This is a genomic window from Henriciella sp., assembly GCF_029936995.1.
GTDB lineage: Bacteria > Pseudomonadota > Alphaproteobacteria > Caulobacterales > Hyphomonadaceae > Henriciella.
Window position 1 is genome coordinate 651,420 of the sequence record NZ_JAPYRE010000001.1, and the last position, 26,032, is coordinate 677,451.

General features: G+C 58.3%; 26 protein-coding genes. 13 read left to right on the forward strand and 13 right to left on the reverse strand.

Annotated features, from left to right (window positions below; translation table 11 throughout):
- The first annotated feature begins 19 nt into the window (after positions 1–19).
- From Q1K31_RS03140 to Q1K31_RS03175, 8 genes are all read left to right on the forward strand, one after another.
- Complete coding sequence (locus tag Q1K31_RS03140; protein WP_300376601.1) at positions 20–1,627, forward strand: carboxyl transferase domain-containing protein; 1,608 nt, start codon at positions 20–22, stop codon at positions 1,625–1,627.
- Between the two features lie 184 nt (positions 1,628–1,811).
- Positions 1,812–2,141 carry an EF-hand domain-containing protein gene (locus Q1K31_RS03145; RefSeq protein ID WP_300376603.1) on the forward strand — a complete coding sequence of 110 codons (330 nt, stop codon included), beginning with the start codon at positions 1,812–1,814 and terminating at the stop codon, positions 2,139–2,141.
- 71 nt (positions 2,142–2,212) lie between these two features.
- Positions 2,213–3,298, forward strand: a complete 1,086-nt coding sequence (locus tag Q1K31_RS03150; protein ID WP_300376605.1) for an acyltransferase — start codon at positions 2,213–2,215, stop codon at positions 3,296–3,298.
- A 56-nt stretch (positions 3,299–3,354) separates the two neighbouring features.
- Complete coding sequence (locus tag Q1K31_RS03155; protein WP_300376607.1) at positions 3,355–4,149, forward strand: enoyl-CoA hydratase-related protein; 795 nt, start codon at positions 3,355–3,357, stop codon at positions 4,147–4,149.
- A 135-nt stretch (positions 4,150–4,284) separates the two neighbouring features.
- A complete protein-coding gene (locus tag Q1K31_RS03160) occupies positions 4,285–5,091 on the forward strand; it encodes a DUF817 domain-containing protein (RefSeq protein ID WP_367187516.1) in 807 nt (268 codons plus the stop codon).
- Positions 5,066–7,003: an acetyl/propionyl/methylcrotonyl-CoA carboxylase subunit alpha gene (locus Q1K31_RS03165; RefSeq protein WP_300376611.1), complete on the forward strand. Its 1,938-nt coding sequence runs from the start codon at positions 5,066–5,068 to the stop codon at positions 7,001–7,003. The genes Q1K31_RS03160 and Q1K31_RS03165 overlap by 26 nt, the downstream gene beginning before the upstream one ends.
- A gap of 96 nt (positions 7,004–7,099) precedes the next feature.
- On the forward strand, positions 7,100–7,831 hold the full coding sequence (locus Q1K31_RS03170; protein ID WP_300376614.1) for a hypothetical protein: 732 nt from the start codon (positions 7,100–7,102) through the stop codon (positions 7,829–7,831).
- A 22-nt stretch (positions 7,832–7,853) separates the two neighbouring features.
- Positions 7,854–8,258, forward strand: coding sequence for a DUF1489 domain-containing protein (locus Q1K31_RS03175; RefSeq protein WP_300376616.1), 405 nt, complete (start codon positions 7,854–7,856; stop codon positions 8,256–8,258).
- 63 nt (positions 8,259–8,321) lie between these two features.
- On the opposite strand, the gene clpA is transcribed toward Q1K31_RS03175, so the two are convergent.
- From clpA to Q1K31_RS03195, 4 genes are all read right to left on the reverse strand, one after another.
- Positions 8,322–10,643 carry an ATP-dependent Clp protease ATP-binding subunit ClpA gene (gene clpA, locus Q1K31_RS03180; protein WP_300376618.1) on the reverse strand — a complete coding sequence of 774 codons (2,322 nt, stop codon included), beginning with the start codon at positions 10,641–10,643 and terminating at the stop codon, positions 8,322–8,324.
- A gap of 6 nt (positions 10,644–10,649) precedes the next feature.
- Positions 10,650–11,021, reverse strand: a complete 372-nt coding sequence (gene clpS / locus Q1K31_RS03185; RefSeq protein WP_300376620.1) for an ATP-dependent Clp protease adapter ClpS — start codon at positions 11,019–11,021, stop codon at positions 10,650–10,652.
- Between the two features lie 59 nt (positions 11,022–11,080).
- The gene (locus tag Q1K31_RS03190; RefSeq protein ID WP_300376623.1) at positions 11,081–11,497 is read right to left on the reverse strand and encodes a DUF1499 domain-containing protein; all 417 of its coding nucleotides are present in this window, start codon (positions 11,495–11,497) and stop codon (positions 11,081–11,083) included.
- A 120-nt stretch (positions 11,498–11,617) separates the two neighbouring features.
- Positions 11,618–12,043 carry a phasin family protein gene (locus tag Q1K31_RS03195; RefSeq protein WP_300376625.1) on the reverse strand — a complete coding sequence of 142 codons (426 nt, stop codon included), beginning with the start codon at positions 12,041–12,043 and terminating at the stop codon, positions 11,618–11,620.
- A 216-nt stretch (positions 12,044–12,259) separates the two neighbouring features.
- On the opposite strand from Q1K31_RS03195, the gene Q1K31_RS03200 reads away from it, so the two are divergent.
- Positions 12,260–13,246, forward strand: coding sequence for a D-alanyl-D-alanine carboxypeptidase family protein (locus Q1K31_RS03200; protein WP_300376627.1), 987 nt, complete (start codon positions 12,260–12,262; stop codon positions 13,244–13,246).
- Between the two features lie 84 nt (positions 13,247–13,330).
- On the opposite strand, the gene Q1K31_RS03205 is transcribed toward Q1K31_RS03200, so the two are convergent.
- Both Q1K31_RS03205 and Q1K31_RS03210 read right to left on the reverse strand, forming a co-directional pair.
- Positions 13,331–14,221, reverse strand: coding sequence for a division plane positioning ATPase MipZ (locus tag Q1K31_RS03205; RefSeq protein ID WP_300376629.1), 891 nt, complete (start codon positions 14,219–14,221; stop codon positions 13,331–13,333).
- Between the two features lie 40 nt (positions 14,222–14,261).
- On the reverse strand, positions 14,262–14,714 hold the full coding sequence (locus Q1K31_RS03210) for a hypothetical protein (RefSeq protein ID WP_300376631.1): 453 nt from the start codon (positions 14,712–14,714) through the stop codon (positions 14,262–14,264).
- 88 nt (positions 14,715–14,802) lie between these two features.
- Between Q1K31_RS03210 and panC the strand changes: the two genes are divergently transcribed.
- Positions 14,803–15,660 carry a pantoate--beta-alanine ligase gene (gene panC, locus Q1K31_RS03215; RefSeq protein ID WP_367187517.1) on the forward strand — a complete coding sequence of 286 codons (858 nt, stop codon included), beginning with the start codon at positions 14,803–14,805 and terminating at the stop codon, positions 15,658–15,660.
- Here the strand turns inward: panC and Q1K31_RS03220 are convergent.
- From Q1K31_RS03220 to cysG, 6 genes are all read right to left on the reverse strand, one after another.
- Positions 15,628–16,275 carry a murein L,D-transpeptidase catalytic domain family protein gene (locus tag Q1K31_RS03220; RefSeq protein WP_300376635.1) on the reverse strand — a complete coding sequence of 216 codons (648 nt, stop codon included), beginning with the start codon at positions 16,273–16,275 and terminating at the stop codon, positions 15,628–15,630. The genes panC and Q1K31_RS03220 overlap by 33 nt on opposite strands.
- Before the next feature lie 42 nt (positions 16,276–16,317).
- Positions 16,318–17,061: a phosphoadenylyl-sulfate reductase gene (locus tag Q1K31_RS03225; RefSeq protein ID WP_300376637.1), complete on the reverse strand. Its 744-nt coding sequence runs from the start codon at positions 17,059–17,061 to the stop codon at positions 16,318–16,320.
- Positions 17,062–17,069: 8 nt separating this feature from the next.
- A complete protein-coding gene (locus tag Q1K31_RS03230; protein ID WP_300376639.1) occupies positions 17,070–17,561 on the reverse strand; it encodes a DUF934 domain-containing protein in 492 nt (163 codons plus the stop codon).
- Between the two features lie 133 nt (positions 17,562–17,694).
- Positions 17,695–19,353, reverse strand: coding sequence for a nitrite/sulfite reductase (locus Q1K31_RS03235; RefSeq protein ID WP_300376641.1), 1,659 nt, complete (start codon positions 19,351–19,353; stop codon positions 17,695–17,697).
- A 33-nt stretch (positions 19,354–19,386) separates the two neighbouring features.
- The gene (locus Q1K31_RS03240; protein WP_300376643.1) at positions 19,387–19,701 is read right to left on the reverse strand and encodes a DUF2849 domain-containing protein; all 315 of its coding nucleotides are present in this window, start codon (positions 19,699–19,701) and stop codon (positions 19,387–19,389) included.
- Positions 19,698–21,101 (reverse strand): siroheme synthase CysG, encoded by a 1,404-nt coding sequence (cysG, locus tag Q1K31_RS03245; protein WP_300376645.1) that lies wholly within the window; start codon positions 21,099–21,101, stop codon positions 19,698–19,700. Before cysG ends, Q1K31_RS03240 begins: the two co-directional genes overlap by 4 nt.
- Before the next feature lie 116 nt (positions 21,102–21,217).
- Between cysG and gcvA the strand changes: the two genes are divergently transcribed.
- Positions 21,218–22,153 (forward strand): transcriptional regulator GcvA, encoded by a 936-nt coding sequence (gcvA, locus tag Q1K31_RS03250; RefSeq protein WP_300376647.1) that lies wholly within the window; start codon positions 21,218–21,220, stop codon positions 22,151–22,153.
- Positions 22,154–22,257: 104 nt separating this feature from the next.
- Positions 22,258–22,650, forward strand: coding sequence for a hypothetical protein (locus Q1K31_RS03255; protein ID WP_300376649.1), 393 nt, complete (start codon positions 22,258–22,260; stop codon positions 22,648–22,650).
- On the opposite strand, the gene Q1K31_RS03260 is transcribed toward Q1K31_RS03255, so the two are convergent.
- Entirely contained in the window at positions 22,647–24,269 is a 1,623-nt protein-coding gene (locus tag Q1K31_RS03260; protein ID WP_300376651.1) for an AbgT family transporter, read from the reverse strand. The two genes, Q1K31_RS03255 and Q1K31_RS03260, sit on opposite strands and share 4 nt — an antisense overlap.
- A gap of 145 nt (positions 24,270–24,414) precedes the next feature.
- Between Q1K31_RS03260 and Q1K31_RS03265 the strand changes: the two genes are divergently transcribed.
- Positions 24,415–26,016, forward strand: a complete 1,602-nt coding sequence (locus Q1K31_RS03265; protein ID WP_300376653.1) for a peptide chain release factor 3 — start codon at positions 24,415–24,417, stop codon at positions 26,014–26,016.
- The last annotated feature ends 16 nt before the right edge of the window (positions 26,017–26,032 follow it).

Here is a 26,032-nt window from a genome sequence, read left to right on the forward strand (position 1 = left end):
ACGGTCAACAGGAGAGCATATGCCGGTTCTAAAATCCAAGCTTGATGCTGCCAGCGCAAAATTTTCCGCCAACCGGCAGGCGATGGAAGCTCTCGTCGAGGAGCTGCGCGCAAAGACCGAGGCAGCCGCGCGTGGCGGATCCGACAATGCCCGCAAGCGCCACACTGATCGGGGCAAGCTATTGCCGCGCGAGCGTGTCGAGCGCCTTCTCGATCCGGGCACGCCCTTTCTGGAAGTCGGAGCGCTCGCAGCCAATGGCATGTATGATGACGAGGCGCCCGGCGCTGGCCTCATTACCGGTGTCGGCCGCGTCGAGGGACGAGAGTGCATGATCGTGTGCAATGACGCCACGGTGAAGGGCGGGGCCTATTACCCGATGACGGTGAAGAAGCATCTGCGCGCGCAGGAAATCGCGATGCAGAACCATCTCCCCTGTATCTATCTCGTCGACTCGGGCGGGGCGAACCTGCCGCACCAGTCTGAGGTCTTTCCCGACCGGGATCACTTCGGGCGTATTTTCTACAACCAGGCCCAGATGAGCGCGATGGGGATTCCCCAGATCGCTTCTGTCATGGGATCCTGTACGGCGGGCGGGGCCTATGTTCCGGCAATGTCCGATGAGACTGTCATCGTACGAAAGCAGGGGACGATTTTCCTGGGGGGGCCGCCGCTTGTGAAGGCGGCGACCGGGGAAGAGATTTCTGCAGAAGACCTTGGCGGGGCAGATGTTCACGCACGCAAATCCGGCGTTGCCGACCATTATGCCGCCAGTGACGAGCATGCGCTTGCAATTGTGCGTTCCATTGTCCGCACCCTGCACCAGCCCAAACCCGACACCGTTGGATACAGTGAACCGATTGAGCCGCTGTATAACCCGCAGGAGTTACACGGGCTTGTGCCGAAGGATGTACGCGAACCCTATGATGCACGGGAAGTGATTGCCCGTGTGGTCGATGGCTCGGATTTTCACGAGTTCAAGCATCTTTATGGCGATACGCTGGTCTGCGGCTTTGCCCGGATTTACGGTATGCCCGTCGCCATCCTCGCGAACAATGGCATCCTTTTCTCGGAAAGCGCGCAGAAGGCGGCACACTTCATCGAACTGGCCGACCAGCGCCGTACCCCTTTGATCTTCCTTCAGAACATTACAGGCTTCATGGTTGGCTCCAAATATGAGGCCGGAGGTATTGCAAAGGACGGGGCAAAGATGGTCACGGCTGTCGCGACTGCTTCGGTCCCGAAGTTCACCGTTGTAACGGGCGGCAGCTTCGGGGCAGGTAATTACGGCATGTGCGGTCGGGCCTACAGCCCGCGTTTCCTGTTCATGTGGCCGAATTCGCGGATTTCCGTCATGGGTGGTGAGCAGGCCGCATCCGTTCTCGCCACTGTACGCCGGGATGGTATCGAACGCCGCGGCGATAGCTGGAGTGCGGAAGACGAAGAAGCTTTCAAGGCACCGATCCGGGAAGGCTACGAACGCGAAGGTCAGCCTTATTTTTCAACGGCGCGTATGTGGGACGACGGGATTATCGACCCTGCAGACACGCGGCGCGTACTTGGGCTCTCTCTCTCAGCAAGCCTCAATGCGCCTCTTGGGGAGCGTGGTTTCGGCGTGTTCCGCATGTAGTTGCGAGAAAATTTCCGGATGGAAGAAGTTTCATCGAGAATATAGGTATCTGTAATTTTTGCGCTTTTCGAAATTATTTCAATGATTTCATGAGCCTGTCCAATTCTTAACGCATCCATTTACGCGCCTTGTGCGTCTATTCGGTACGCCAGACGGAATGGCGTTAAGCAAACGGAGTTACATCATGAAACGCATTGCAATCTTTGCAGCCGCCGCAGCAACTGGAGCCTTCGCCGCATCAGCTGGTGAAATGGCCGCTTTCTCGGACATCGATACTGATGCAGACGGTATGATTACCGAAACTGAATTCGTTGCACACAAGACCGCTGATGGCGAAGTGACGGAGCAGGAAGCTTCTGACAAGTTTGCCAAGATCGACGCTGACTTTGATGGATCCATCACGGAAGCTGAAATGACAGCTGCCAAAGAGCAGTGGAAAGACAAGGAAGCAGGCGCGGATGCCGGGATGGGCATGGAGGCTGAAACAGAGATGGAAGGTGACACCAGCTACTAAGAGCTGAGTTTCACATCTTTCCCCAGAGCCTATGGCCCGCTCAAATGAGCGGGCCATTTGTTTTTTGAGACTTGATTTCCGGCAGTGGAAGCGGTTGCAAGGCTGAGGGTGACCAATCAAGGAGCGCCGCGCTGGCTGCCAACCGTTTCGACTTCCTGCGCCTTGCATTCGCATGCGGCGTTTTTGCCTTTCATGCCTGGGTCCTCGCAGCCTTTGCTCCGGATGGAGCCGTGGAGCGGTCGCTCGGTCATATGGCCGAGCTCAGCATCCAGGGCTTTTTTATCGTTTCCGGTGCGCTCGTTTTCGGCTCGCTGGAACGTACCCGGTCTCTTCTGACATATGCCAGCAAGCGTATCCGCAGGCTTTATCCGGCATATGCGACCATTATCCTCATTCCTGTACTCATCAGCGGTTTCATGACGGGCTGGGCCAGGCCGGAAGCGCTTATGGAATATCTGGGTGCAAACCTGATCTTCCTGAACTTCCTGTCGCCTGATCTCCCAGGCCTGTTTGCGGATAACCGGTTTTCGGCGGTGAACGGCGCGCTCTGGACACTGAAAGTGGAAGTGCTGTTCTACATGGTTCTTCCGGTCTTTGCGGTGTTCTTGCGTCTGTTCGGCCGATTCAGCTGGGTCCTGTTTGGCCTCGTTTACGTGCTGGCCGAAATGTGGCGGCTTCTCCTGCCTGTGTATTTTCACCATCCCCTGGCCGAGGAGCTTTCCCGTCAGCTACCGGGCCAGATGGCATTCTTTGTAAGCGGCATGGTGCTCTGGAAGCTTTGGCGCACGGCCGCGAAGCAGCCGGGTCTCTTCGGTCTTGTCGGCTTAGCGCTGGTCCTGGTTTCCTTCCTCAGCCCGTGGCTTGAGCCATTGCGGGCAGCCGGACTGGGGGGGATAATCGGATACGTTGCTTTCGCGCCAGGACCATCCCTCCAGGCGGCACGGTTCGGTGATATCAGTTATGGCGTCTACATCACGCACTTCCCGATAATACAGGCCCTGGTCATGTTGGGCCTTTTCGGTCCCGAGCAGGCGCTGGTAGGCATTGCTGCCGCGACAGTGCTGGTGCTGCTGGCGAGCTTCCTTCTCTGGCATCTTGTGGAACGCCCGGCCCTGCGGCGCGATAGTCATTACAGACGTGCCGAAGCACAGGCATAGGGACATTTCCAAGGTCCGGTTTAAGCCCTAGTATCCGGACAAACAGGAGATTTTTCATGGACGAGTACGAGACGATCAATCTTGATGCCACACCCGGTGGTATCGCTGTCATAACACTCGACCGCCCTGACAAGCACAACGCTTTCAATGCGCAGGTCATATCCGAACTCACCGATGCACTGGAGACGCTTGAAGAGCAGACCACGGTTCGCATGGTCATCCTGCGGGGCAATGGCAAGAGCTTTTCAGCCGGGGCTGACCTGACCTGGATGAAGGCTGCTGCCGACTATACCCGGCATGAGAATGAGGAAGATGCCTACCGCCTTGCGGAAATGCTCAGGAAGCTCGCGAATCTCCCGCAGATGACTGTCGCGCTGGTGCATGGCGCCGTTATGGGCGGGGGCGCCGGACTTGTTGCGGCGTGTGATATCGCCGTGGCGCTCAAGGATACCAAGTTCCGATTTTCAGAGGTTCGTCTGGGGCTGACCCCGGCAACGATAAGTCCCTTTGTGATGTCTGCGATCGGCCCGCGCTGGGCCAAGGCACTTTTCGTTTCAGCGGAGAGTTTCGATGCGGCTTTCGCTGAACGGATCGGTCTGGTCCAGTATGTCGTGGAGGATCAGGCAGAACTCACCGCGATGGAGGAACATCTCGCCACCTTGGCCATGCAGGCCGCGCCCGGTGCCATCCATGACTCCAAGCGGCTCGTACAGGACCTTGCAGGGGTCGAGATCAACCAGTCGCTCAGCCATGAGACGGCAAAACGGATCGCGGGACGGCGTGTAAGTGAAGAAGGACGTGAGGGGCTTGCGGCCTTTCTCGACAAGCGCAAGCCGGACTGGACGGTATAAGAGGCAGGCTGGCCAGTAACGCCATGATAAAGTCATGCTAGTGCCTTGCATCAGGGAGAAGAAGCCCTGATGAGCCGGTTCTCAGCCCTTTCTGACAAGCTGACAGGTGCGCGTGAGCGACTGCGGCGTCTGGCTGTGAAAGGGCCTGTGACCGCAGGCGTATTCGAGTTTGTCAGCTTCGGTATCAAGCAGGCATGGGCCTGTATTTTCGGCGGTCTGTTGCTCGCACTCATCCTGGCGACGCATCTCTGGTACCCAGAGACAGCTTGGCTCAGCCGGTATGATTTTCTTGTTATCACCGCCATCTTTATTCAGGTCGGCCTGATCGCGACGGGGCTGGAAACCTGGGAAGAGGCACGCGTCATCCTTGTTTTCCATGTCGTCGGGACTGTCATGGAAATCTTCAAGACAAGTGCCGGAAGCTGGATCTATCCAGAGGACAGCTTGCTGCGTATTGGCGGGGTGCCGCTCTTTTCAGGCTTCATGTATGCCGCAGTCGGCAGCTATCTCGCCCGGGTGTGGCGAATATTCGATTTCCGGTTTGACCATTTTCCATCACTCTGGCTTCAGGGCTTGCTGGCACTGGCGATCTATCTGAATTTCTTCACTCATCACTTTACGGTGGATATTCGCAATGTCCTGTTTGTGGCGACCCTCCTTGTCTATGGCCGTTCTATTGTCTGGTTCAGGCCGGACAGGGCATACCGGCCGATGCCGCTCGTTCTTGGGTTTGGACTGGTCGCACTGTTTATCTGGATTGCAGAAAACCTGGGAACACTTGCCCGTGCATGGACTTATCCGGGGCAGGAATCAGTCTGGAAACTTGTATCTGCCGCAAAATTCGGCTCATGGTATTTGTTGATGATCATAAGTTTCGTGCTGGTGGCGCTTGTCCACAGCGCGCGGAAAGGACGCCATGCTGAAAAGCCTGCTGATCGCTAACCGGGGTGAGATTGCCTGCCGTATCATGGCGACCTGTCGCCGGCTGGGTGTACGCACGGTTGCGGTTTACTCCGACGCCGATGCTTACGCCCGTCATGTGCGGCTAGCCGATGAGGCCGTACACGTTGGTGCTGCGCCTGCAAGCGAGAGCTATCTCGACGGCGAGCGCATCATTGCGGCTGCCAGGGCTTCCGGCGCTGAAGGGATACATCCGGGCTACGGGTTTCTCTCTGAAAATGCCGATTTTGCAGACGCCGTCGTCAAGGCAGGGCTGATCTGGGTTGGCCCAAAGGCGGAGACGATCCGGTCTATGGGGCTCAAGGACGAGGCCAAGAAGATAGCCGAAGAGGCCGGGGTGCCCGTGCTGCCCGGCTATCGTGGCGAAGCGCAGGACGCTAAAACGCTGGAAGCCGAGGCCGAACGTATCGGGTATCCGCTCCTGATCAAGGCTGTTGCAGGCGGCGGGGGCCGCGGAATCCGGCTCGTTTCGCAACGATCGGAGTTGAAGGACGAGCTGGAAAGCGCGACGCGTGAAGCGAAATCCTCCTTCGGGGATGCGCGTGTCATGCTTGAAAAACTGGTCGAGCAGCCCCGTCATATCGAGGTGCAGGTGTTCGGTGACAGCCACGGAGGTGGCGTCCATCTCTATGAGCGTGACTGTTCGCTCCAGCGCCGTCGCCAGAAGGTTGTCGAGGAAGCTCCGGCGCCTGGGATGCCGGAAGATGTCCGTAAGGCGATGACAGACGCAGCTGTGCAACTGGCGAAGGCGGTAGGCTATGAAGGCGCCGGCACGGTCGAGTTCATTGTCGATGGCGCCCGGCCGCTGGCAAAGGACACTTTCTGGTTCCTTGAAATGAATACCCGCCTGCAGGTCGAGCATCCGGTGACGGAATACATCACCGGCACGGACCTGGTCGAATGGCAGCTGCGTGTGGCATCGGGTGAAAAAATCCCTCTGGAACAGAAGGATATACCCCTGAATGGACACGCTATCGAGGCCCGTATCTGTGCGGAAGATCCGGCGGACAATTTCCGGCCTGGCGCAGGGCGGCTCTTCGCTTTCGATCTCGGCAATGTCGAACGCCTCTCTGAGGACATGGAAGAATTCGGTACCGATGAGATGGGCGACGAATTCAACCAGTATCGGCTCGATACCGGTTTTGGCGCGGGCGATACTGTGCCGGCGGTCTATGACTCCATGATCGCCAAGGCCATTGTGAAAAGCTGGGATCGTGAAAGCGCTATTGATGCCCTTTCCGAAAGCCTTGGCCATAGTGTCGTGGCTGGCATCCCATGCAATATCAATTTCCTGAAGCGCTGCCTGGACCATGAAGTCTTCCGTTCGGGCGACCACCATGTGAACTGGATCGCTGAAGAAATAGAAACACTCACGGCTCGGAATGAGGATGATCGTCGGGCAGCTGCTGACCTTGTCGCGAACGCGCTGTTGCATCCAGTGGGCGATGGGCCGTGGGAGCTGGCGGATGGCTGGCGAATGAATGCTGCTCCCTGCCGGTCGATACGCCTCAAGGTGGATGGCGAAGTGATGGATCTCACGCCTGATCCCGCGGCTGCAACGCCAATCTGGCAGGTTGCGGCGATATCGGAGCACAGTTTTGCGGTGTCTGCGGATGGCGAGACCGTTCTCGTGGATGTGCCTGATTACGAGGCTGAGGCCGAAGCTATTGCCGGGGGTGACAAGGTGTCGGCGCCGATGCCGGGCAAGCTGATCGAGCTGAAAGTGTCTGCCGGCGACCAGGTTCAGAAGGATCAGGTGGTGGCCGTTATGGAAGCCATGAAGATGGAGCATAGCCTGACGGCCCCGCGCGATGGTGTGGTCAAGGCGACAGGTGCCGGGGTTGGCGAGCAGCTTGGTGAAGGCGCTATGCTGGTCGAGCTCGAAGAAGTCTGAATTCGGCCTTATTCAGCCTGTCTAAGAAATCTCGGAGTGGCCGGGGCATGTATTTGTAAATGAGCCAGCCAGGACGGCTGGAGCCGGAGGTTTTATTTGTCGTTTGGACTTGTATTGGCGCTGGCGTTCGAACTGTCTGTGCAGACAGGACCGATAGACCGGGCACTACAGGCGACCGAAGTGCCGGAGACATTCAGGGCGGCATTCACCGTACGTCTCAACAGTGACAATGCGATGCGTGAACTGCGCTTCGATCCGCGGCTTGAAGAGGCCAGTCAGTGGCAGCTGGTGTCTTCTGAGGGCAAGGATGACGATCTCGATGATGCCGTCTCGGCGTGGCAGGATGAGACGGTGCCTGATGGGCGGCTTTTCCCTGGCGGTCTGAGAGGAAGTCTAGGCAACCGCGTTGATGTCAATGATTACGGTAAAGCTTGGCGTATTGAGTTTCAGCACATTCCCTACTTCAATAATGATAATGTCGATTCCGGGTTCGCCAGCCACATCGATGCCGCTCTCTGGATGGAGCCGCGGACAGCCCGCGTGATGCGACTGGATTACAGTCTGCCGGAACCTGTCCGAGGCCCCGAAGGTGTGCGTCTGGTCGAATTCGAACAGTCTTTCATTCTCGAAAGCGACCCGGTCTGGGGCTTGTCCTATGTGTCTTCGTTTGCCGTCGATATCGAAGCTGAGGGCCGCTACCGCAGGACCGAGCGCGACTATGTTGCCCAGGTCACTTCGGTAGAGTTCTTCTTTTCAAGTCCCGAAGCCGAAGCCAGATTCAAGGCCCAGCGGCAAACTGGCACTGGTCCGGACCTCGCTGAGCGTTAGAGTCACGCCTGTGACGATGCACATGATCAAACTCTGTGTCGGGGCAGGCGAAATCGCTGACCTTGAGGCGTGGCAGAAACGTGTCATGCAACGCGCGCCCCTGCCTGTACACCATACCCGCATGGTGCCGAAGAAGATTGATGAGCTTCTGGATGGAGGCTCCATATACTGGGTGATCAAGGGCATTATACAGGTACGCCAGTCATTCTCCGATATCCGCGTGATAGATGACCGTAACGGCAAGCGTGCCTGTGAGCTTGTATTCGATCCGGAACTCATTCCTGTCGACCCGACACCGAAGCGTCCTTTCCAGGGCTGGCGTTATCTGAAACCCGTAGAAGCACCGGCTGATCTGAAGCAGGGCAAGCAGGGCGATGACATTCCGCCAGACCTCCATGCCAAGCTCAAGGATGCAATGGTCTGGTAGGACAGGCCACAAAAAAAGCCCTCATCTAGAATGAGGGCTTTTCCTGATTTGCAGGGCAGGGGCCTAGTCGACCTGTTCGGGCTTGCCCTTTTTCTTGGGCTTGGACTTCTTGCCCTTGTCTTCGATGTACTCGAAAGACAGTTTTTTCGCGTCGTCCTTGTCGGTGTCGATCTTGACCGCACCGCCTTTGGCGAGCTTGCCAAAGAGGAGCTCCTCGGCCATCGGCTTCTTGACGTGCTCCTGAATGGTGCGTGCCAGTGGCCGGGCGCCGAACTCTTCGTCGAAGCCGCGTTCGGCCAGCCAGTCACGGGCCGCATCACTGAGTTCGATCGTGACATTGCGGTCGGCCAGCTGGACTTCGAGTTGCAGGACGAATTTCTCGACGACACGTTCGATGATTTCCTGTGTCAGGCCACCGAACATGATGGTGGAGTCGAGACGGTTGCGGAACTCCGGCGTGAAGAGGCGCTTCAGGGCATCTTCCTGCTCGTCTGTCTTCTTGCCGCGGCCGAAGCCGATGGAGTTCTTCGCCGCGTCAGAGGCGCCGGCATTCGTCGTCATGATCACGATCACGTTGCGGAAATCGACCTGACGGCCATTAGCGTCGGTGAGCGAACCATTGTCCATCACCTGAAGCAGGATGTTGAACAGGTCCTGGTGGGCCTTCTCGATCTCGTCGAGCAGGAGCACACAGTGCGGATGCTGCATGACGCCGTCGGTCAGCAGGCCGCCCTGGTCGAAGCCGACATAGCCGGGCGGCGCGCCGATCAGGCGGGAGACAGTGTGGCGCTCCATGTATTCCGACATGTCGAAGCGCAGCAGTTCCACGCCCATGATTGAGGCGAGCTGGCGGGCAACTTCGGTCTTGCCGACACCGGTCGGGCCGGTGAACAGGTAGGAGCCGATTGGCTTGTTCGGCTCGCGAAGGCCGGCGCGGGCGAGCTTGATCGATGAGGACAGCGCCTCGATCGCCTGGTCCTGTCCATACACCACACGCTTGAGGTCCGGCTCGAGATTCTTGAGCGCGGCGGCGTCGTCCTTGGAGACCTGCTTGGGAGGAATTCGCGCGATCTTGGCGATGATCGCCTCGACTTCCTTCGTGCCGATCTGCTTGCGCCGGCGGCTTTCCGGGATCAGCCACTGGGTGGCCCCGGCTTCGTCGATCACGTCGATGGCCTTGTCTGGCAGCTTACGGTCGTTGATATACCGTGCTGAAAGCTCGACGGCCGTCTTGATCGCTTCATTAGTGTAACGCAGGCCATGAAACTCCTCGAAGACCGGTTTCAGGCCGGTGAGGATTTTCACGGCATCCGGCACGGACGGTTCGACGACATCCACCTTGCGGAAACGGCGGGCAAGCGCGCGGTCTTTTTCGAAGTGCTGCTTGAACTCCTTGAAGGTCGTCGAGCCCATGCAACGGACTTCGCCGCTCTGCAGGGCAGGCTTGAGGAGGTTCGAGGCATCCATCGCGCCGCCTGACGTCGCGCCAGCCCCGATCACGGTATGAATCTCGTCGATGAACAGGATGCCTTTCTCCTGTTCGCCGACTTCCTTCATGACCGCCTTCAGGCGTTCCTCGAAATCACCGCGATAACGCGTTCCCGCAAGCAGGGCCCCCATATCGAGCGCCCAGATGACGGCGTCTTCCAAAATTTCCGGGACCTCGCCATCGACAATCTTCTTGGCAAGGCCTTCGGCGATGGCGGTCTTGCCAACGCCAGGGTCGCCAACGAGAACCGGGTTATTCTTGGACCGGCGGCACAGCACTTCGATGCAGCGCTCGATTTCGAAATTTCGCCCGATCAGCGGGTCAATCTTGCCCTGTTTGGCTTTCTCATTGAGGTTCACGCAATAGGCTTCGAGGGCTTCCTTGGCCGGGCCCTGTTTCTGCTGCTGCTCGGTTTCTTCGGCGCCGCGTGGCGTGGAGCTGCGGGACATGCCTGGAGACTTGGCAAGGCCGTGCGAGACGAAATTGACAGCATCATAGCGCGTCATGTCCTGCTCCTGCAGGAAATAGGCGGCATGGCTTTCGCGTTCGGAGAAGATGGAAATAAGCACGTTTGCGCCGGAGACTTCATCGCGTCCCGAACTCTCCACGTGCAGGATGGCGCGCTGGACGACACGCTGGAAGGCAGCTGTCGGCTGCACGCTCACGGCCGGGTTATCGGTAATGAGGCTTGATAGTTCCTCGTCAATATATTGCGTCAGGGACTGGCGCAGCAGGTTGATGTCGACCTTGCAGGCCGTCATCACTTCCACCGCGTCAGTATCTTCCGTCAGCGCCAGGAGCAGGTGTTCGAGCGTTGAGTATTCGTGCGAACGCTCCCCGGCCAGGTTGAGGGCCTTTTCAAGGGCATTTTCGAGGCTATCGGTCAGTGAAGGCATAGGCTTCTAATCCTCTTTCTCCATCGTGCATTGCAGAGGATGCTCGTTACGCCGCGCCAGGTCCATGACCTGAGCCACTTTCGTTTCAGCGACTTCGAAAGTGTATACACCACATACACCCACACCTTTCTGATGTACGTGCAGCATGATGCGTGTCGCTTGTTCGCGATTCTTGTTGAAGAATTGCTCCAGGACGAAGACCACGAACTCCATGGGCGTGTAATCGTCGTTAAGTAGCAGAACCCGGTACATGGACGGCTTCTTCGTCTTGACCCGGGTTTCGGTCGCCAGGCCAGGCCCGTCCGTGTCGCCCGTCTTTGCCGGTCCGGTAGGATCTTCCGGTTCCGCGAGCCTTGGTCTGTCGTCTCTAGCCATCATGGTAAAAAGATATGGTTTGCATTTGGCAATTTTAAGCCTGAACAGGTGAACATCACTGCTCAAACTGTTGTTTGTGTGTATTGATTCAACTCCCGCAGCAGCAGTTCAACCCTTTTACGGTTCGCACCAAGGTCATGATAGCCGACTCGCGAGCGCGAATAGATGGCCAGTTGCGATTTTTCTTGTGAGTTGACGTCAGGAATGACGCGAATGGCGATATCGTCCTTGAATTTAAGGACTTTTGTCGTGGCAATGCATTCTATCTGCCGGGCAGTTTCATCATTTAAATGAACCGACCAGTGATCGTATGCGCCTACAAGGAGGCTGATTTCAGCAAAAAGCCTGTCGGGTGAAAGCAGGAAGATTGGCGACTCTATATCAGGCGTTGCATGCCCGCAGAGCCATTTCGGCGCCAGCAGGCATGTATTCGGCGAGGTTGGCCGATGCAGGGTTTCGAAGTTCACCCGCTCATCCATGAGTTAATCCTAGCGTCTGCAAATGCTCCCGTATGCAGTCTTCTACAGCTGCCACATAAGAAAATGGCCGGCTGCAATCACAGCCGGCCATTCTATCAACTTGCCTGATTTGTGGTCAGATCAGGATGCTTTTGCTTTTGGCGCGGCCTTCTTGGCCTCATCCATGACGCCCTTGGCATAGCCTGAAAACGGCTCCATGCAGTCTTTCATTGCGGTAGAATAGATACCGGCCAGTTCATTAAGCCCGTCCATCTGTGCCTGAAAGGCGTTGCGGAAATAGCTGGACTGGATTTCGACGGCTTCATCCATTGTTTTCGCACCGGCCAGCGTCTTGCCGGTTTCTACCGTCATGCTGACGCGGTCCTGCGCCTGACGCATCATGGCCGCACTGACATCCTGGAAACTTTTCACCGACGCTTTCGCGCTTGCGGTGCTGGCAGTCATTGCGTCCTTGCCCATGTCGCCAAACTGGGTGGCGAAGGGAAATGCTTTGGTGAAAGTCTCGGGGTTGAAGGCCCCAAACATGTTTGTTTCGGTCTTGGCCATGAGAACACTCCTTTGGTGAGGAGTATATAGACCATGATGTTCGCGGTTGCAACATTTATTGTGCGCCGCACAAAAATGGCCATGACGGCTCGGAGGTACTGCACATTCGGCCTCTTCTTGAGGGTGTGGTTAACGACTGGATAATACAATTTGGCCACCCTATGATCGAATCTTCGGCGGGCCGGGGTTCACAACGTTCTGGGACGGAGGAAATCCATGGCAATTCGTGCTGGCGGTAAGGGGATACGGGCAGCTCTCGGTGCAATCGCGCTCATCGTTGTTTGTGCGCCGGCCGCAATCGCAGAGAAATACGCATCCATTGTTGTCGATGCTGATACCAATGAAGTCCTTCACGCCAGGCATGCAGACACAGCCCGGTTTCCCGCCTCCATGACCAAGGCGATGACGCTCTACATGCTGTTCGATGCACTCAAGGCTGGCGAGGTCACATTCGACGAAAAGCTCAAAGTATCTCGTCACGCTGCTTCCCAGCCACCTTCCGCGCTCAGGCTGAGCGTCGGTTCGACGATAAGTGTGCGTGATGCGATCGATGCGCTTGTGACGAAGTCGGCAAATGACGTTGCTGCCGTCGTCGCAGAACGGCTTGGCGGCACAGAATCCCGCTTTGGAACCCTGATGACCGCAAAAGCCAAGTCAATGGGTATGAAGAATACGATCTTCCGCAATGCGTCCGGCCTGCCGGATGATCAGCAGGTGTCGACAGCTCGTGATATGGCAATCCTCGCGGAACGCTTGCTTGAGGATCATGCGGACTATTACCACTATTTTTCACGTCAGAGTTTCAAGTGGGGCAGCCGTACCTACGGCAATCACAACAACCTCCTCGATAGCGTTGATGGGGTCGACGGAATCAAGACGGGCTACACGCGGGCGTCCGGCTTCAACCTGATGGCTTCTGCCAAACGTGACGGGCGACGCATCATTGCAATCATGTTCGGCGGATCGACATCGAAATCACGCGATGCTCATGTCGCAGACTTGATCGAGGCGGCTTATGAAAGCTTCGACGAGAACAGTGAGCCTGATGAACTGAAAGCAGATTATGCCTTCAGCGCGCTCCAGTCCCCGATCAATCCGGATGGGGCCGCGATGCCGATGCTGAACGGGCAGGTCTTCGCACCCAAGCCGGTTGGCGAAGGCGATGAGAGCGGCAGCTTTGAAGAGCTGGTCCCCGCCGAGTAGCTGCAGGATCATGACGTTAACTAGAAAACGCCCACCAGTTCTGGTGGGCGTTTTCATTTGTCCAGGGCGTGTCTTGCGATGGGTTCAGAAGGTGATCTCTGCCCCTGCAAGCGCTGGTAGCTTGAGCAGGATAACCAGGTCCCTCAGTTCCTGTCGGGCGGCTACATGGCTCATCGTGAAGGCAATGTTCGAGCCGCGCTCCGTGAGGTCCAGAAGGGTCAACCCGGCGGGGAACAGTTCGCGATAGATCACACGTTCGGACAGGCCCGGTCCAAGCCGAAACCCGATCCGCTTCGAGAGGTTGTTCAGTGCCTCCCCAACCTTCTGCTTGTTGCGCGCTTCCAGTGGCGAAACGCGGTTGCGCATCACAATCCAGTCAATCGGTTTGCGTGATTCCTGGGCCTTCTTCTTGCGGCAGTTCCAGACCATTTCCGAGTAGAAGCTGGGCCGGATAACTTCGAGCGTCTGCGGATTTACGTCACCCAGCAGGTCGAAGTCGACAAAGCTGTCATTCAGGGGCGTCACCAGTGTGTCGGCAACGGTATGCGCAAGCCGGGCGAGGAAGGTGTCGCCGCCTGGCACGTCGATTATGATAACGTCGCAAACCGCTTTCAGGCGTTTGATGGCGCCCAGTAACCGCTCCGACTCTTCACGTTCGGCGGCGTCGAGGTCGCGTTCAGTGCTGGCATCCACGCGGATGATTTCCGGAATGGGAAGCTTCGAGCCGGTTGACTGGACCCAGCGCAGGCGGTTTTCGAGGTAGCGCGTGAGCGTTCTCTGGCGCACATCCAGATCGATCACTCCGACGCGCTGGTTCATGCGCATGAGCGCGACGGACATGTGCATGGCGACGGTGGACTTGCCGGCACCACCTTTTTCATTGCCAACGACGATCACACGAGCGTCGGTGTCTGAGGTCTGCCTTAGAGAATGAGGGGTCTTCTGATCCACTGTGCCGAATCCATCTGCTGGCATCTGTGTCTACTCCACTTGGCCTTGCATCAGGGTGCCGTTGTCAGGCAGCCGGTTGAGAAAGAATTGGTGCGTGACTGCGGCCTACACGTGGTGTTGCCGGAGCGGCCTCTTCGAAGAGGTCTTCATCGAGACCGGTAATCTCGCCCTTGCCCTGGCCCATATAGAGGGGCTCGCCGTCAAACAGGTCGCGATCATAGAGGGCAGTGTTACAAGCCGTTGCAGTTTCAGCTTCTGCGACAACAGGCGCTTCTTCGGCCACATCGCACAATGTGCTTCGCAGGCGTGCAAGTGCATCTGTTAGCGCATCTACGGTATCTGAGTGGATCCGGGCTTCTAGAGAGCGGTCGCTGCGATAATAGTCTGCGCGCGCGGCCTTGAAGCGTTCGGCCTCGACCGGAACAGATTCACGGTTGATATGACGCGAATATGCCTTTTTACGGAGCTTGAGAGAAGGCAGGCCCCTGCGGGCGAAAAGTGTCTTGAGGCGAGGCATGATAGGCTTTCTCATAGATGAACAAGTCACGCGATTTGGTTAATGGCGTGTTTACGAAATCAGAGTTCGGGAGCATCTCCAAGTGGGTATTCAGCAGGCCAGGATCGTCAGGACGCGCACTGAATTGCAGGACGCTGTCGCCGCGGAACGAAAAAAAGGCAGGCAAATCGGGTTCGTACCGACAATGGGGGCGCTTCACGACGGGCATATTTCGCTTGTCAGAAAAGCTGGGGAAAAGTGCGATTTTGTCGTCGTGAGCATTTTCGTGAACCCGACTCAGTTTGCGCCCGGTGAAGACCTGGACCGGTATCCGCGCGATGAGGCTGGCGATGTTGCAAGACTGGGCGAGGCGGGCTGTGACCTGGTCTATTGTCCGAGTGTCGAAGAGATGTATCCGGCAGGCTCGCTCACGAATGTCCGTGTCGAGGAAATGTCCGACTTGCTGGACGGGATTCATCGCCCGCATTTCTTCTATGGTGTCGCAACCGTCGTTGCCCGCCTGTTCATACACGTGAAGCCGGATACGGCCGTCTTCGGGGAAAAGGACTATCAACAGCTCCAGATCATCCGGCGCATGGTGCGCGATCTCGGATTTGGGATCGAGATTATCGGTGGAAGGACCTGGCGGGATGCCGACGGTCTCGCCCAGTCTTCGCGCAACGCTTATCTGAGCGAGGAAGAGCGCGCGCGTGCCAGTGCGATTTCATCGGCCTTGCATCGTGCAGCCTGCCGTATCCGCATAGGTGCTCCGGTCGAAGAAGTTGTAACGGAAGCGCGGGGCCTGATCCTTGCTGCCGGCTTTGCAAAGCTGGATTATGTCAGCGCTGTCGATCCGGAAGATTTGCAGGACCTGCCGGACGGGCCTCTCCGGGAAGGGCAGGCGTGCCGTTTACTGGCCGCTGCGTGGATGGGATCAACCCGCCTTATCGACAATATCGGCGTATAGTTCGTCCTCAGCCTCCGGTCCGCGCGTGTAGATCAGCACGCCATCGGCGATCTTCGGAATCAGGTCTGCCGCGACATGCTGTTCAAGTGACGGGCATCCCCAGCTGCGCCCCATCTTGGACCGGTTGGCGTCCACATAATCGGCGCCATGAATGACAATTGCGCGCTCTCGGGCGGCTGCATTCTGGCTTTCAAGGCCATCAAGACGCAAGGACAGGCCGTGCTTGCCATAATACGTTTCCGCGGTCACGAAGCTGCCAAGTGATGACATTTTTGATCCAGATACATTGGAAAAGCGGTCAGCCATTCCATCATGATCCGGATCTGAAGCGCGTCCGTGCGAAACGAGATAGGCCTCGGCAGTCTTCTCTTCCATGTCGATCAGAAAGAAGCGCGGCTCGCCGGAATGGCGGCGATAGTCGATCACGATCATATAGTCGTCATTGCTGACATGATCTTCATGGGCGGCATAAGCGGACATGGCTTCCTGCCATAACGCATTGCCCATGATGGCTTGCGGGGAGCGGTCATCGTGAAGCACTTTAGCATCAGCAAAGCCGCTAATGAGCGTGGTCAGAAAAAAAGCGGAAAAGAAAAAACGCGTGATATTCGGCATGGTTCCCGAATATCACGCGAAATCTGTCAAAATTTTGGTTGGCTAGAAGACGCGGGGGCGTTCTTTCTTGTCGACGTGCAGTCCGCACTCGCTCTTGTCCATACCGGCCCAGCGGCCTGAACGTATATCGTTCGGGTCTTCGGCCGGCTTGGTGCAGGGCCAGCAACCGATAGAAGGATACCCCTGGTCGACAAGCGGGTGACGGGGCAGGTTACGGCGGGCAAAAAAGCCATCGACATCTTCCTGCGTCCAGCTTGCCAGCGGGTTCACCTTGAAGCGGCCGTCGGCATGTTCGAAAACTGGCAGGCTGAGCCGGGCACCGCCATGAAAGCGCTTTCGGCCTGTTATCCAGGCATCAAAACCTTCAAGTGCCGGTTCGAGCGGGCGCACCTTACGCAAGGCGCAGCAGGCATCCGGATCGGTTTTCCAGAGGGTGTTCTTCGGATCGAGCACCTTGCGCTCGGTCTCGCTCGGCGGAATCTCGCGGACATTGGTCAGGCCGAGCTGGTCAATCAACTGGTCCTTGTAATCCAGTGTCTGCGGAAAATGCATACCGGTTTCGAGGAAAACAATCGGAAAGTTTGGGTCGACATCGGCAATCAGGGCCAGCATGACGGCGCTCTCAGCCCCGAAGCTGGACACATAAGTGATTTTTTCCTGCCACTCGCGAACAAGTGATGCCCGCAGGATCGTGGTCGCGGAAGCTTCACGCAGTTCGCCGTTCAGGCGCGCGAGGCGGTCTTTCACGGGCTCCTGAAGACGTGTCTGATAATCCGCATAAGGCATGAAGGCCTCTATTTCTTTCCATGGCGGCGGGCAAATACGGTTGCCGCACCATCTGCTGCCGGTTGATAGAACGCTGAAAATTCCTCCAGCGCCTGCAGTATGGAAGGTAGTTCGGTCCGCTCTGTCTCGAAAGCATCGAAGCCTGAACGGTTCATATAGAGAATCTGATCTCGCAGGACCTGGCCGACAGCGCGCAGCTCGCCCGTATAGCCATAACGCCGCCGCAGGAGCTGGGCCTGGGAGTAGCCGCGGCCATCGGTATATTTGGGGAAATCGATCTCGATCAGGGCCAGGCGTTCGAGGTGGTCCTCGAGTTCCTGCGGGTCGTCGGCCGGCTCCAGACGCACGCCAATTTCGGTGTTTCGGGCGAGCAGGAGCTCGGTCTCGCTGCGAAAGCGCGACAGGGAGACCGTGATGCAGCCGCCGGGAGAAAGCGGGGCTTCGTCCGGGACATAGGCCCAGACATCATCGACTTCCTGACCGTTCTTGATGAGTGGCATTATTCGAAAACCTCTTTTCGTCATCCCGGCCGGAGCAAGGCGCAGAGCCGGGACCCGGATGTCACATATTACGCCGTAAATTACTGGGGCCCGGCCATGCGCTGCTCCGCTCTCCGGGATGACGCTCTAATCCTTACGCTCCGGCATAGATCGCCTCTTTGAATGCATCCATGCCTTCACGTTCGAAAGTCTCGATGAAGGTCTCATCCTTGCTGGTGCGCAACTCGCGATAACGGTCAACGAGGCGTTTCAGGGCGACAGGCACATCGTCGGCTTTCAGGCCCGGCCCGGCAATTGAGCCGATGGCAGCCTTTTCGTCGGCGCGCCCGCCCAGCGTGATCTGGTAGTATTCCTCACCTTTCCGGTCGACGCCCAGAATACCGACATGGCCAACATGGTGGTGGCCGCAGGCATTGATACAGCCGGAGATGTTGATGTGGAACTTGCCGATATCGGCCTGGTCGTCCGGATCGGCAAAGGCTTCCTGGATCGCAATTCCGACTGGGATTGAGCGGGCATTGGCGAGGTTGCAGTAGTCCAGCCCCGGGCAGACGATCATGTCCGAGATAAGCCCTTCATTCGGGGTGGCGAGGCCAGCCGCATCCAGTTCACGGTAGACGTCATAGACATCATCCAGCGCGATATGCGGCAGGACGAGGTTCTGCGCATGGGTGACGCGAATATCGTCATGGCCGTAGGTCTCGGCGAGATGCGCGACGACCATCATCTGCGTGTCGGTCGCATCACCTGCGGCAACCCCGATCGGCTTCAGGCTGACCGTCACGGTCGTATATCCGTCCACCTTGTGCTCGTGCAGGTTGGCACGGGTCCAGCGGGCAAAAGCCGGGTCCGCTGTCTTCGCCTTCTCGAAACCTTCGGAGGTGGCTGGCTTTGCGGCCAGTTCCGGCGGCGTGAAATAGGCGTGAATACGGTCAATCTCTTCCTGGGGAAGGTCGATCTTTTCGCCCTCGCGCTGGGCGGCGTATTCTTCCTCGACCAGCTTGCGGAACTCTTCTTCACCGGTCTCCGCGACGAGGATCTTGATCCGGGCCTTGAACTTATTGTCGCGCCGTCCGAAGCGGTTATAGACGCGCATGATCGCTTCGAGATAATCGAGCAGCTCGGCTTCAGGCACGAAGTCTGCCACCTTTGCGGCGATATGCGGAGTACGGCCCTGGCCGCCGCCGACATATACTTCGAAACCGGTCTCACCGTTCCGCTGGCGCATGTGCAGGCCGATATCGTGGACCTTGATCGCAGCGCGGTCATGCTCGGCTGCCGTTACAGCGATCTTGAACTTGCGCGGCAGGAAGGCGAATTCCGGATGGAAGGTCGACCACTGGCGGATGATCTCGCACCAGGGGCGCGGGTCCATGATCTCGTCCTTCGTCGCGCCGGCATAGTGGTCGCTCGTCGTGTTACGGATGCAGTTGCCCGAGGTCTGGATGGCGTGCATCTCGACTTCGGCGAGTTCTGCCAGCACATCGGGAATGTCTTTCAGGGCGACCCAGTTGAACTGTATGTTCTGGCGTGTGGTGAAGTGACCATAGCCACGGTCATAGTCACGCGCGATCTTGGCCAGCCGGCGCATCTTGCGCGAGCTGAGCTGGCCATAGGGCACGGCAATGCGCAGCATGTAGGCGTGCAGCTGGAGGTAGACGCCGTTCTGGAGCCTCAGCGGCTTGAACTCGTCCTCTTTCAGTTTGCCCGACAGGCGGCGGGCCACCTGTCCGCGAAACTGTTCGACCCGTTCATGCACGAGTTGTGCGTCGAATTCGTCATACCTGTACATTTCTTACCTCTTCAGAAAGGACGACAGAGCTTGTCAGCTTGCGCCCCGCTGGAATTGCGGATGAATGGTCGGCCCGTTCGCGCGGATATTTTCACGCAGGGTCTCGCGTCCTTCGATGGTCCCGTCTTCGCTCACCTGCATGAAGTAAGGGTCCGTCACAGTATCTTCCTGGGCCTGTGCGGCTGAAAGTTTCTCTTCAGCCTCGTCGCCAACGAAGACACCAAGCTGTGACGGATTATCGCTCCAGCTACCATCGGCTGTCATCCATACAACCTTGCCGGTTGCTGTTTCCCATGCAGTGACCGTCTTTGGCTGGTCCGGCTTCAGTTTCGGGCGAACCGATGTCATGCGAGTGCCTCCGCAATAATGCTGTCCTGGGCTTCGGCCGGAAGCCCTGCGACCTCACCAATGATGAGCAGGGCCGGCCCCTTGATGCCGCGTGTTTCGATTATCTTCGGAAGCTGCGCAAGCTCTCCGAAGGCGCGCTTCTCATTAGCACGCGTGCCATTCTCGATAACGGCCACGGGCGTTTCACCGGAAAGGCCGGCTTCCTGCAGTTTTTCAGAAATCGTGGCCGACGTGCCAACGCCCATGAAGACCACCACTGTCTGGTGGGGTTTGGCGAGACCCTGCCAGTCGAGATCCGGAACGCCACCCCGCCGGGCATGACCGGTTACGAAGGTCAGCGTCTGGGCATGGTCGCGGTGAGTGAGGGGAATGTTGGCACCCGAGGCACATCCCATGGCAGACGATATGCCGGGCACGACAGTGGCCTCGATCCCGGCTTCACGCAGCGCTTCGACTTCCTCGCCGCCGCGGCCGAAAATGAACGGGTCGCCGCCCTTCAGGCGGACCACGCGTTTGCCCTCCTGGGAGGCGGCGATCATCAGCTCGTGAATACCATCCTGTGGCACGAGGTGTTCGCCCTTGGACTTACCGACTGGCACGCGCTCGGCGTCGCGGCGGATCATGTCCATGATCTCCGGTGAGACGAGCTTGTCGTGAAAGACGATATCGGCCTGCTGGATCAGGCGGAACGCCTTGAGTGTAAGTAGTTCAGGATCGCCCGGCCCGGCCCCGACGATATGCACGGGGCCTCTGCCGGTTGCTGTGGCCGACCGGGCAAACTGTTCGAGCGTTTCGCCCATGAGTGTTTCGGCGCGCGCATCATCATTTGCGTAGACGGCTTCAGCTACAGGGCCGCGCAGGGCGCTTTCCCAGAAATGACGGCGCTCCGTTTCGTTTCCAATAGCCTCTTTCACAGCCGGGCGCCAGCGCTCGGCGAGTGCAGCAAGTGCGCCAATCCGTTCAGGCATCAGCGTCTCGAGCTTGGCACGAATATCCTTCGCCAGAACGGGAGCAGCTCCGCCTGTGGCGACCGCCGCGACGATCTCGCCACGGTCGAGAAGGCTTGGCACGGTGAAGTCGCACATCTCCTTGCGGTCGACCGTATTGACCGGAACGCCATGCTCGCGGGCGAGTCTGTAGGCGGCATGTGCTTCATCATCATCCTCAAGCGCGATGATGGTGAAACGCGCGGTTTCGAGGGCGCGGCCAGCCTCTCCCGGCGATACGAGTGTCACTTTATCGGTGAAGTCGCTCGTCCAGCGGGGCAGGCTTTCTGACACCAGCGATATTCGCGCAGGCGTCTTGGCAACAAGCCGCACCTTGCGTTCGGCATTGGTGCCATCGCCGAAAATGACGATGTGGGCATCATCCATCAGGAAGAAGGCTGGGAACAGGCGCATTAGAGCTCACATTAAAAATCAGTCGCTGACGTGCCGGGAAAATGGGGCTTGTGGGACGGTCCCCGCAAGCGTAGACCCCTGATCCGATCGTTTAGATAAACTATGAGAGGCCGAACATGGCCGATAATCATGACCGCCTTCCGCCCCTGAATGCCTTGCGGGCGTTTGAAGCTGCTGCAAGACGACTTTCCTTCAGTAAGGCAGCTGAAGAGCTCAATGTCACGCCGGGCGCAGTGTCGCAGCATATCCGCCAGCTTGAGGAATATGCCGGGACGCCACTCTTCAAACGAACAGGGCGCAGTGTCCTGCTGACCGACGCGGCGCAGGCCAGCCTTCCGCTTGTGCGGGAAGCCTTCTCGAAGATCACAGAGGCGGGGCGCATCATGCAGATGCCCGCCCGGAAAGGCCGGGTCATGGTCTCCTGTGCCCCTTCATTTGCCGCCAAGTGGCTGGCCCCTAGGCTCGACAGGTTTCACATTGCCCATCCCGGCATCGAGGCCTGGATATCGGCCGATATGTCGATCACGGATTTCACCACAGCAGACGCAGATTTCGCGATCCGCTATGGCCGCGGCAGTTATGACGGACTGAAATCAGAAAAACTGATGGACGAAACTGTCCTGCCTGTCTGCTCACCACGCCTGCTGGAGGGCAAGGATGCGATCCGCAGACCCGAAGACCTGGCCAATCATGCGCTCATACATGATGAGAGTACGGAGAAGGACCCGTCCTGCCCGGACTGGACAAGCTGGCTGGCCGCTCGTGGTGTTGCCGACAAGATGGATTCAACTCGCGGTCCGCGGTTCAACCAGTCATCCCTGGCCATCGAGGCGGCTGCATCGGGCCGGGGCATCGTACTGGCCAAGCGCGCTATTGCTTCCTCAGACATGGCTGCCGGGCGGCTGGTTGCACCATTTGCGGACGGATCAACCAGCATCGACTTCGGTTACTGGCTCGTCTGGCCGAAAGGACGCCACATTTCCGAAGATGTTCGTGCATTCATCAAATGGGTGAAAGCCGAAGCAGCCGCCGGTGAAATTCACGGTGTTTGATAATGATCGGGCCTGGCACCCGTATTCTGCCATCCGGCATATGGTAACCAAGCGTTAAGCACAAATCAGGGAACCTGCATGTGAGGCCGAAGGGGGCACGCAACATGCTGTTTTTTCTGAACGACCAGATTGTCGATGTGGCCGCGCCGGAAATTCATGTCGAAAGGCGGTGGAAGGCGATGCGGTGCGGATATCCGCATGACCTTTCAGTGAGTGATGTCGTCGACTTTGTTCATGCCCGGCTTGACCATGCCCGACTGACATGGCGGCGCGTTGTAGACTCCGAGGCCTGTGACCTGGCTGCGCTTGTCATTTCACGTACGGGTGCCAACAGCTTCATGCTGAAATTGCGCGAGGACGGGACAACCCAGCCGCTTTTGCAGGACGTGCCCGAAACGGTTCTGGAAACATTCGCCAGAGGTATGGCAAGCCGGGAGCTGGTTGCCGCCAGGGCTGTGCCCCAGCGGCTGGAAGCCGAGCTCCGCCGGATCGCCTAACCTGCGCTGGGCAGTTCGAATCTCATCGGTGCGCCCGGTCCGAGGTCCCAGCCGAGCCAGACCCACAGTACGACGAGCAGGACGCCGGAAATCAGCATCCAGACCGAATACGGGATCATCATCGCCATCAGGCTGCCAAGCCCGAAATCCTTCTGCCAGCGCTGTGCGAAGACAAGGATGAGCGGGAAATAGACCATGAGCGGGGTGATGATGTTTGTTGCGGCATCGCCCACGCGATAGACCGCCGTGGCACCGTCTGGCGAGACGCCAAGCAGCATCAGCATCGGCACCATGACCGGTGCTAGCAGCGCCCATTTCGCACTTGCCGAGCCGACAAACAGGTTGATCGACGCGGAGAAGAGGACGATCAGACCGAGCAGGATGGGCAGGGGAAGTCCGGAGCTCTCGATCGCATCGGCGCCGTGGACAGCCGAGATCAGGCCAAGATTCGACCAGCTGAACATGGCCACGAAATGAGCGGCGGCAAAGGCAAGGACGAGGTAATAGCCCATGTCCTTCATGGCCTCCGCCATCATCTCCACCAGATCCTTATGATTGTTGATCGTGTTGGCAGCCGCGCCATAGGCCCAGCCGGCGGCCAGGAAGATCACCAGGAAGAAGGCAACCAGCGAATTGAAGAAAGGCGAATACTCGATGTACCACTCGACCGTTTCGCCTTCCGGGGCTTCACTGATCAGCGGCGTTCCCGGCCCCCAGGTCATGAAGGCCCAGAGCGCGATGGTGCCGAGGCAGGCAAGACCGGCCCATTTCAGACCTTTCACCTGTTCGGGCTCAAGCGGCTTGTCATCCTCATTGAAGCTGTTGGCCGCCGTGCCGGACGGTTCGTATGCACCGAGTTTCGGCTCGATTACACGGTCGGTGACCAGCCAGATGATCGGCAGGTAGATGAAGAGAATGGCCGCGATGAACCACCAGTTACCGGCAATGTTTGCGTCATAGTCCGGCACGAGGATTTCTCCGGCAGCTTCGGTAATGCCGTAGAGAAGTGCATCAAGCTGGCCAGGGAACAGGTTGGCCGAGAAACCGCCGGAAACCCCTGCAAAGGCGGCCGTGATACCGGCAATCGGGTGGCGCCCGGCGGAGGCGAACAGGATGCCTGCGAGCGGGATCAGGACGACATAGGCGGCATCAGCGGCATGATTGCCGACCATTGCAACCAGGGCAACAACCGGGGTCAGCAGGAATTTCGGAGCTCCGCGGACAGCAGACCGCATCCCTGCGGCGAACAGGCCGGAGCGTTCTGCGACGCCGGCGCCAAGCATGACGACCAGCACATAGCCGAGCGGATGGAAGTGCGTGAATGTCTCCGGCATTTCCACCCAGAGCCGCTGGATATTGTCAGGCGACAACAGGCTGATCGCGGGGATGAGGCCATCTTCGCCAATCGAGAAACGCTGCTTCTGCGACTCAGCCATCCCGCTGAGGACCTGCTCGCCAAGAACCGCATTCGCGCCGAGTGCGGATGTGATGACCGAGATGATCATCAGGGCGATGATCAGGTAGAAGAAGATGAAAACCGGATCGGGCAGCTTGTTGCCCGTTTTCTCGACCCAGCCGAGAAAACCTTTCGTCTCTGTCGCCTGCGATTGATCTGACATTCCTCACACCCTGCAATTTTGAAGTTGTTGCGACCCTAGCCGCCTCTGCCACGGTAAGGCAATCCAGCAGACATCTTTCATTGCAGGCCAAGATCGGCTAGGCGACGGCGCTCAACACATTCATTGCTTCACGCGATACTTGACCATGTCCCTGACACCCGCAGACGAAGCCGCCCGCCGGCGGACCTTCGCCATCATTTCACACCCGGATGCCGGTAAGACGACGCTGACCGAGAACCTTCTTCTTGCAGGCGGCGCGATCCGGCTGGCCGGACAGGTCGCCGCGCGTGGTGAGCGCCGCCGGACCCAGTCTGACTGGATGAAGATCGAGCGTGACCGGGGCATCTCCGTGTCGGCCTCCGTGATGACGTTCGAGCGTGACGGGCTGGTTTTCAACCTGCTGGATACGCCGGGCCACGAAGACTTCTCCGAAGATACCTACCGCACGCTGACGGCGGCGGATTCGGCTGTCATGGTGCTCGATGCGGCCAAGGGGATCGAGCCGCAGACACTGAAGCTGTTCGAGGTCTGCCGGATGCGCGACATCCCGATCACGACCTTCATCAACAAGATGGACCGCGAAGCGCTCGATCCGCTCGAACTTCTCGATGAGATACAGGACAAGCTCCAGCTGGATACCTCGCCGCTTTACTGGCCAGCCGCTTCGGGGCAGCGCTTTGCCGGCATGATGGACCTGCGCAAGAATGATTTCGTCCAGTTCCGCAAACGCACTGCCGATGAGGCGCTGGAGCCCGGACCGAGCCCGCGTATAGGTATGCAGGAAGCCCGCGGAACGATTGATTCCGAAGTGATGGACGAGCTGGAAGAGGGCGCCGAACTTGCACGTGAAGCCCTGCCGGACTTCGACCCGGAAGCCTATGCGGAAGGGCATATGACACCCGTTGTCTTCGGCTCGGCGCTGCGCCATTTCGGGGTCTCGGAGCTGTTGTCGACACTGGCGGAATTTGCGCCCGGCCCACGCCCGCAAACCGCGCAGAAAAGCGGTGATCCCGTGACTGTCGAGCGTAGCGACAAGCCGGTTTCCGGCTTTGTTTTCAAGATCCAGGCAAACATGGACCCGAACCATCGTGACCGTGTGGCCTTCCTGCGGCTCTGCTCGGGCGAGTTCAAGCGCGGCATGCGCCTGAAGACGACATCGAACAAGCAGATCAATGTTCATGCGCCTCTCATGTTTCTTGCGCAGGACCGGGAGATCGCCGAGACGGCTTATGCCGGCGACGTGATCGGCGTGCCGAACCACGGCCAGCTGCGGGTAGGCGACAGTTTATCCGAAAACGGCAACATCCGTTTCCAGGGCATTCCGAATTTCGCGCCGGAAATTCTGCGTCGTGCCCGTCCAAAGGATCCGATGAAGTCGAAGCACCTGCGCAAGGCGCTGGAGAGCCTCGCCGAGGAAGGTGTGACCCAGCTTTTCACAGCGGCGCTCGGGTCTGACATGATTGTCGGCGCCGTCGGCTCGCTCCAGATTGATGTGATGGCTGAGCGCATGGCAGCGGAATACAATCTGGAGGTCGTTTTCGAGCAGGCATCCTACAATGTCGCGCGCTGGATAAATTGTGACGATGAAGCCAAGCTCGAAGCCTTCCTGGACAAGAACAAGTCGGCCGTCGGCACCGACCTGGACGGCGCGCCCGTCTATCTTGCCAAGAATGCCTGGGAAGTCGGCTACGCGCAGGAAAAGAATCCGGACCTGGAATTCACGACCACGAAGGAGCGGATGCTCTGATAGCCTTCTGAATACG

Excerpts from the sequence above, each read along its gene's own strand:
- Q1K31_RS03205 (WP_300376629.1), bottom strand. The coding sequence starts at position 14,221 with ATGCCAGCAGATGGATTCGGCACAGTGGATCAGAAGACCCCTCATTCT.
- Q1K31_RS03220 (WP_300376635.1), bottom strand. The coding sequence starts at position 16,275 with ATGCCGAATATCACGCGTTTTTTCTTTTCCGCTTTTTTTCTGACCACG.
- Q1K31_RS03255 (WP_300376649.1), top strand. The coding sequence starts at position 22,258 with ATGCTGTTTTTTCTGAACGACCAGATTGTCGATGTGGCCGCGCCGGAA.
- Q1K31_RS03145 (WP_300376603.1), top strand. The coding sequence starts at position 1,812 with ATGAAACGCATTGCAATCTTTGCAGCCGCCGCAGCAACTGGAGCCTTC.
- Q1K31_RS03240 (WP_300376643.1), bottom strand. The coding sequence starts at position 19,701 with ATGACATCGGTTCGCCCGAAACTGAAGCCGGACCAGCCAAAGACGGTC.
- Q1K31_RS03195 (WP_300376625.1), bottom strand. The coding sequence starts at position 12,043 with ATGGCCAAGACCGAAACAAACATGTTTGGGGCCTTCAACCCCGAGACT.
- Q1K31_RS03210 (WP_300376631.1), bottom strand. The coding sequence starts at position 14,714 with ATGCCTCGCCTCAAGACACTTTTCGCCCGCAGGGGCCTGCCTTCTCTC.
- Q1K31_RS03155 (WP_300376607.1), top strand. The coding sequence starts at position 3,355 with ATGGACGAGTACGAGACGATCAATCTTGATGCCACACCCGGTGGTATC.
- Q1K31_RS03265 (WP_300376653.1), top strand. The coding sequence starts at position 24,415 with ATGTCCCTGACACCCGCAGACGAAGCCGCCCGCCGGCGGACCTTCGCC.
- Q1K31_RS03260 (WP_300376651.1), bottom strand. The coding sequence starts at position 24,269 with ATGTCAGATCAATCGCAGGCGACAGAGACGAAAGGTTTTCTCGGCTGG.
- clpA (WP_300376618.1), bottom strand. The coding sequence starts at position 10,643 with ATGCCTTCACTGACCGATAGCCTCGAAAATGCCCTTGAAAAGGCCCTC.
- Q1K31_RS03165 (WP_300376611.1), top strand. The coding sequence starts at position 5,066 with ATGCTGAAAAGCCTGCTGATCGCTAACCGGGGTGAGATTGCCTGCCGT.
- cysG (WP_300376645.1), bottom strand. The coding sequence starts at position 21,101 with ATGCGCCTGTTCCCAGCCTTCTTCCTGATGGATGATGCCCACATCGTC.
- Q1K31_RS03190 (WP_300376623.1), bottom strand. The coding sequence starts at position 11,497 with ATGGATGAGCGGGTGAACTTCGAAACCCTGCATCGGCCAACCTCGCCG.
- clpS (WP_300376620.1), bottom strand. The coding sequence starts at position 11,021 with ATGATGGCTAGAGACGACAGACCAAGGCTCGCGGAACCGGAAGATCCT.
- Q1K31_RS03235 (WP_300376641.1), bottom strand. The coding sequence starts at position 19,353 with ATGTACAGGTATGACGAATTCGACGCACAACTCGTGCATGAACGGGTC.
- Q1K31_RS03225 (WP_300376637.1), bottom strand. The coding sequence starts at position 17,061 with ATGCCTTATGCGGATTATCAGACACGTCTTCAGGAGCCCGTGAAAGAC.
- Q1K31_RS03175 (WP_300376616.1), top strand. The coding sequence starts at position 7,854 with ATGATCAAACTCTGTGTCGGGGCAGGCGAAATCGCTGACCTTGAGGCG.
- Q1K31_RS03140 (WP_300376601.1), top strand. The coding sequence starts at position 20 with ATGCCGGTTCTAAAATCCAAGCTTGATGCTGCCAGCGCAAAATTTTCC.
- Q1K31_RS03230 (WP_300376639.1), bottom strand. The coding sequence starts at position 17,561 with ATGCCACTCATCAAGAACGGTCAGGAAGTCGATGATGTCTGGGCCTAT.
- Q1K31_RS03200 (WP_300376627.1), top strand. The coding sequence starts at position 12,260 with ATGGCAATTCGTGCTGGCGGTAAGGGGATACGGGCAGCTCTCGGTGCA.
- gcvA (WP_300376647.1), top strand. The coding sequence starts at position 21,218 with ATGGCCGATAATCATGACCGCCTTCCGCCCCTGAATGCCTTGCGGGCG.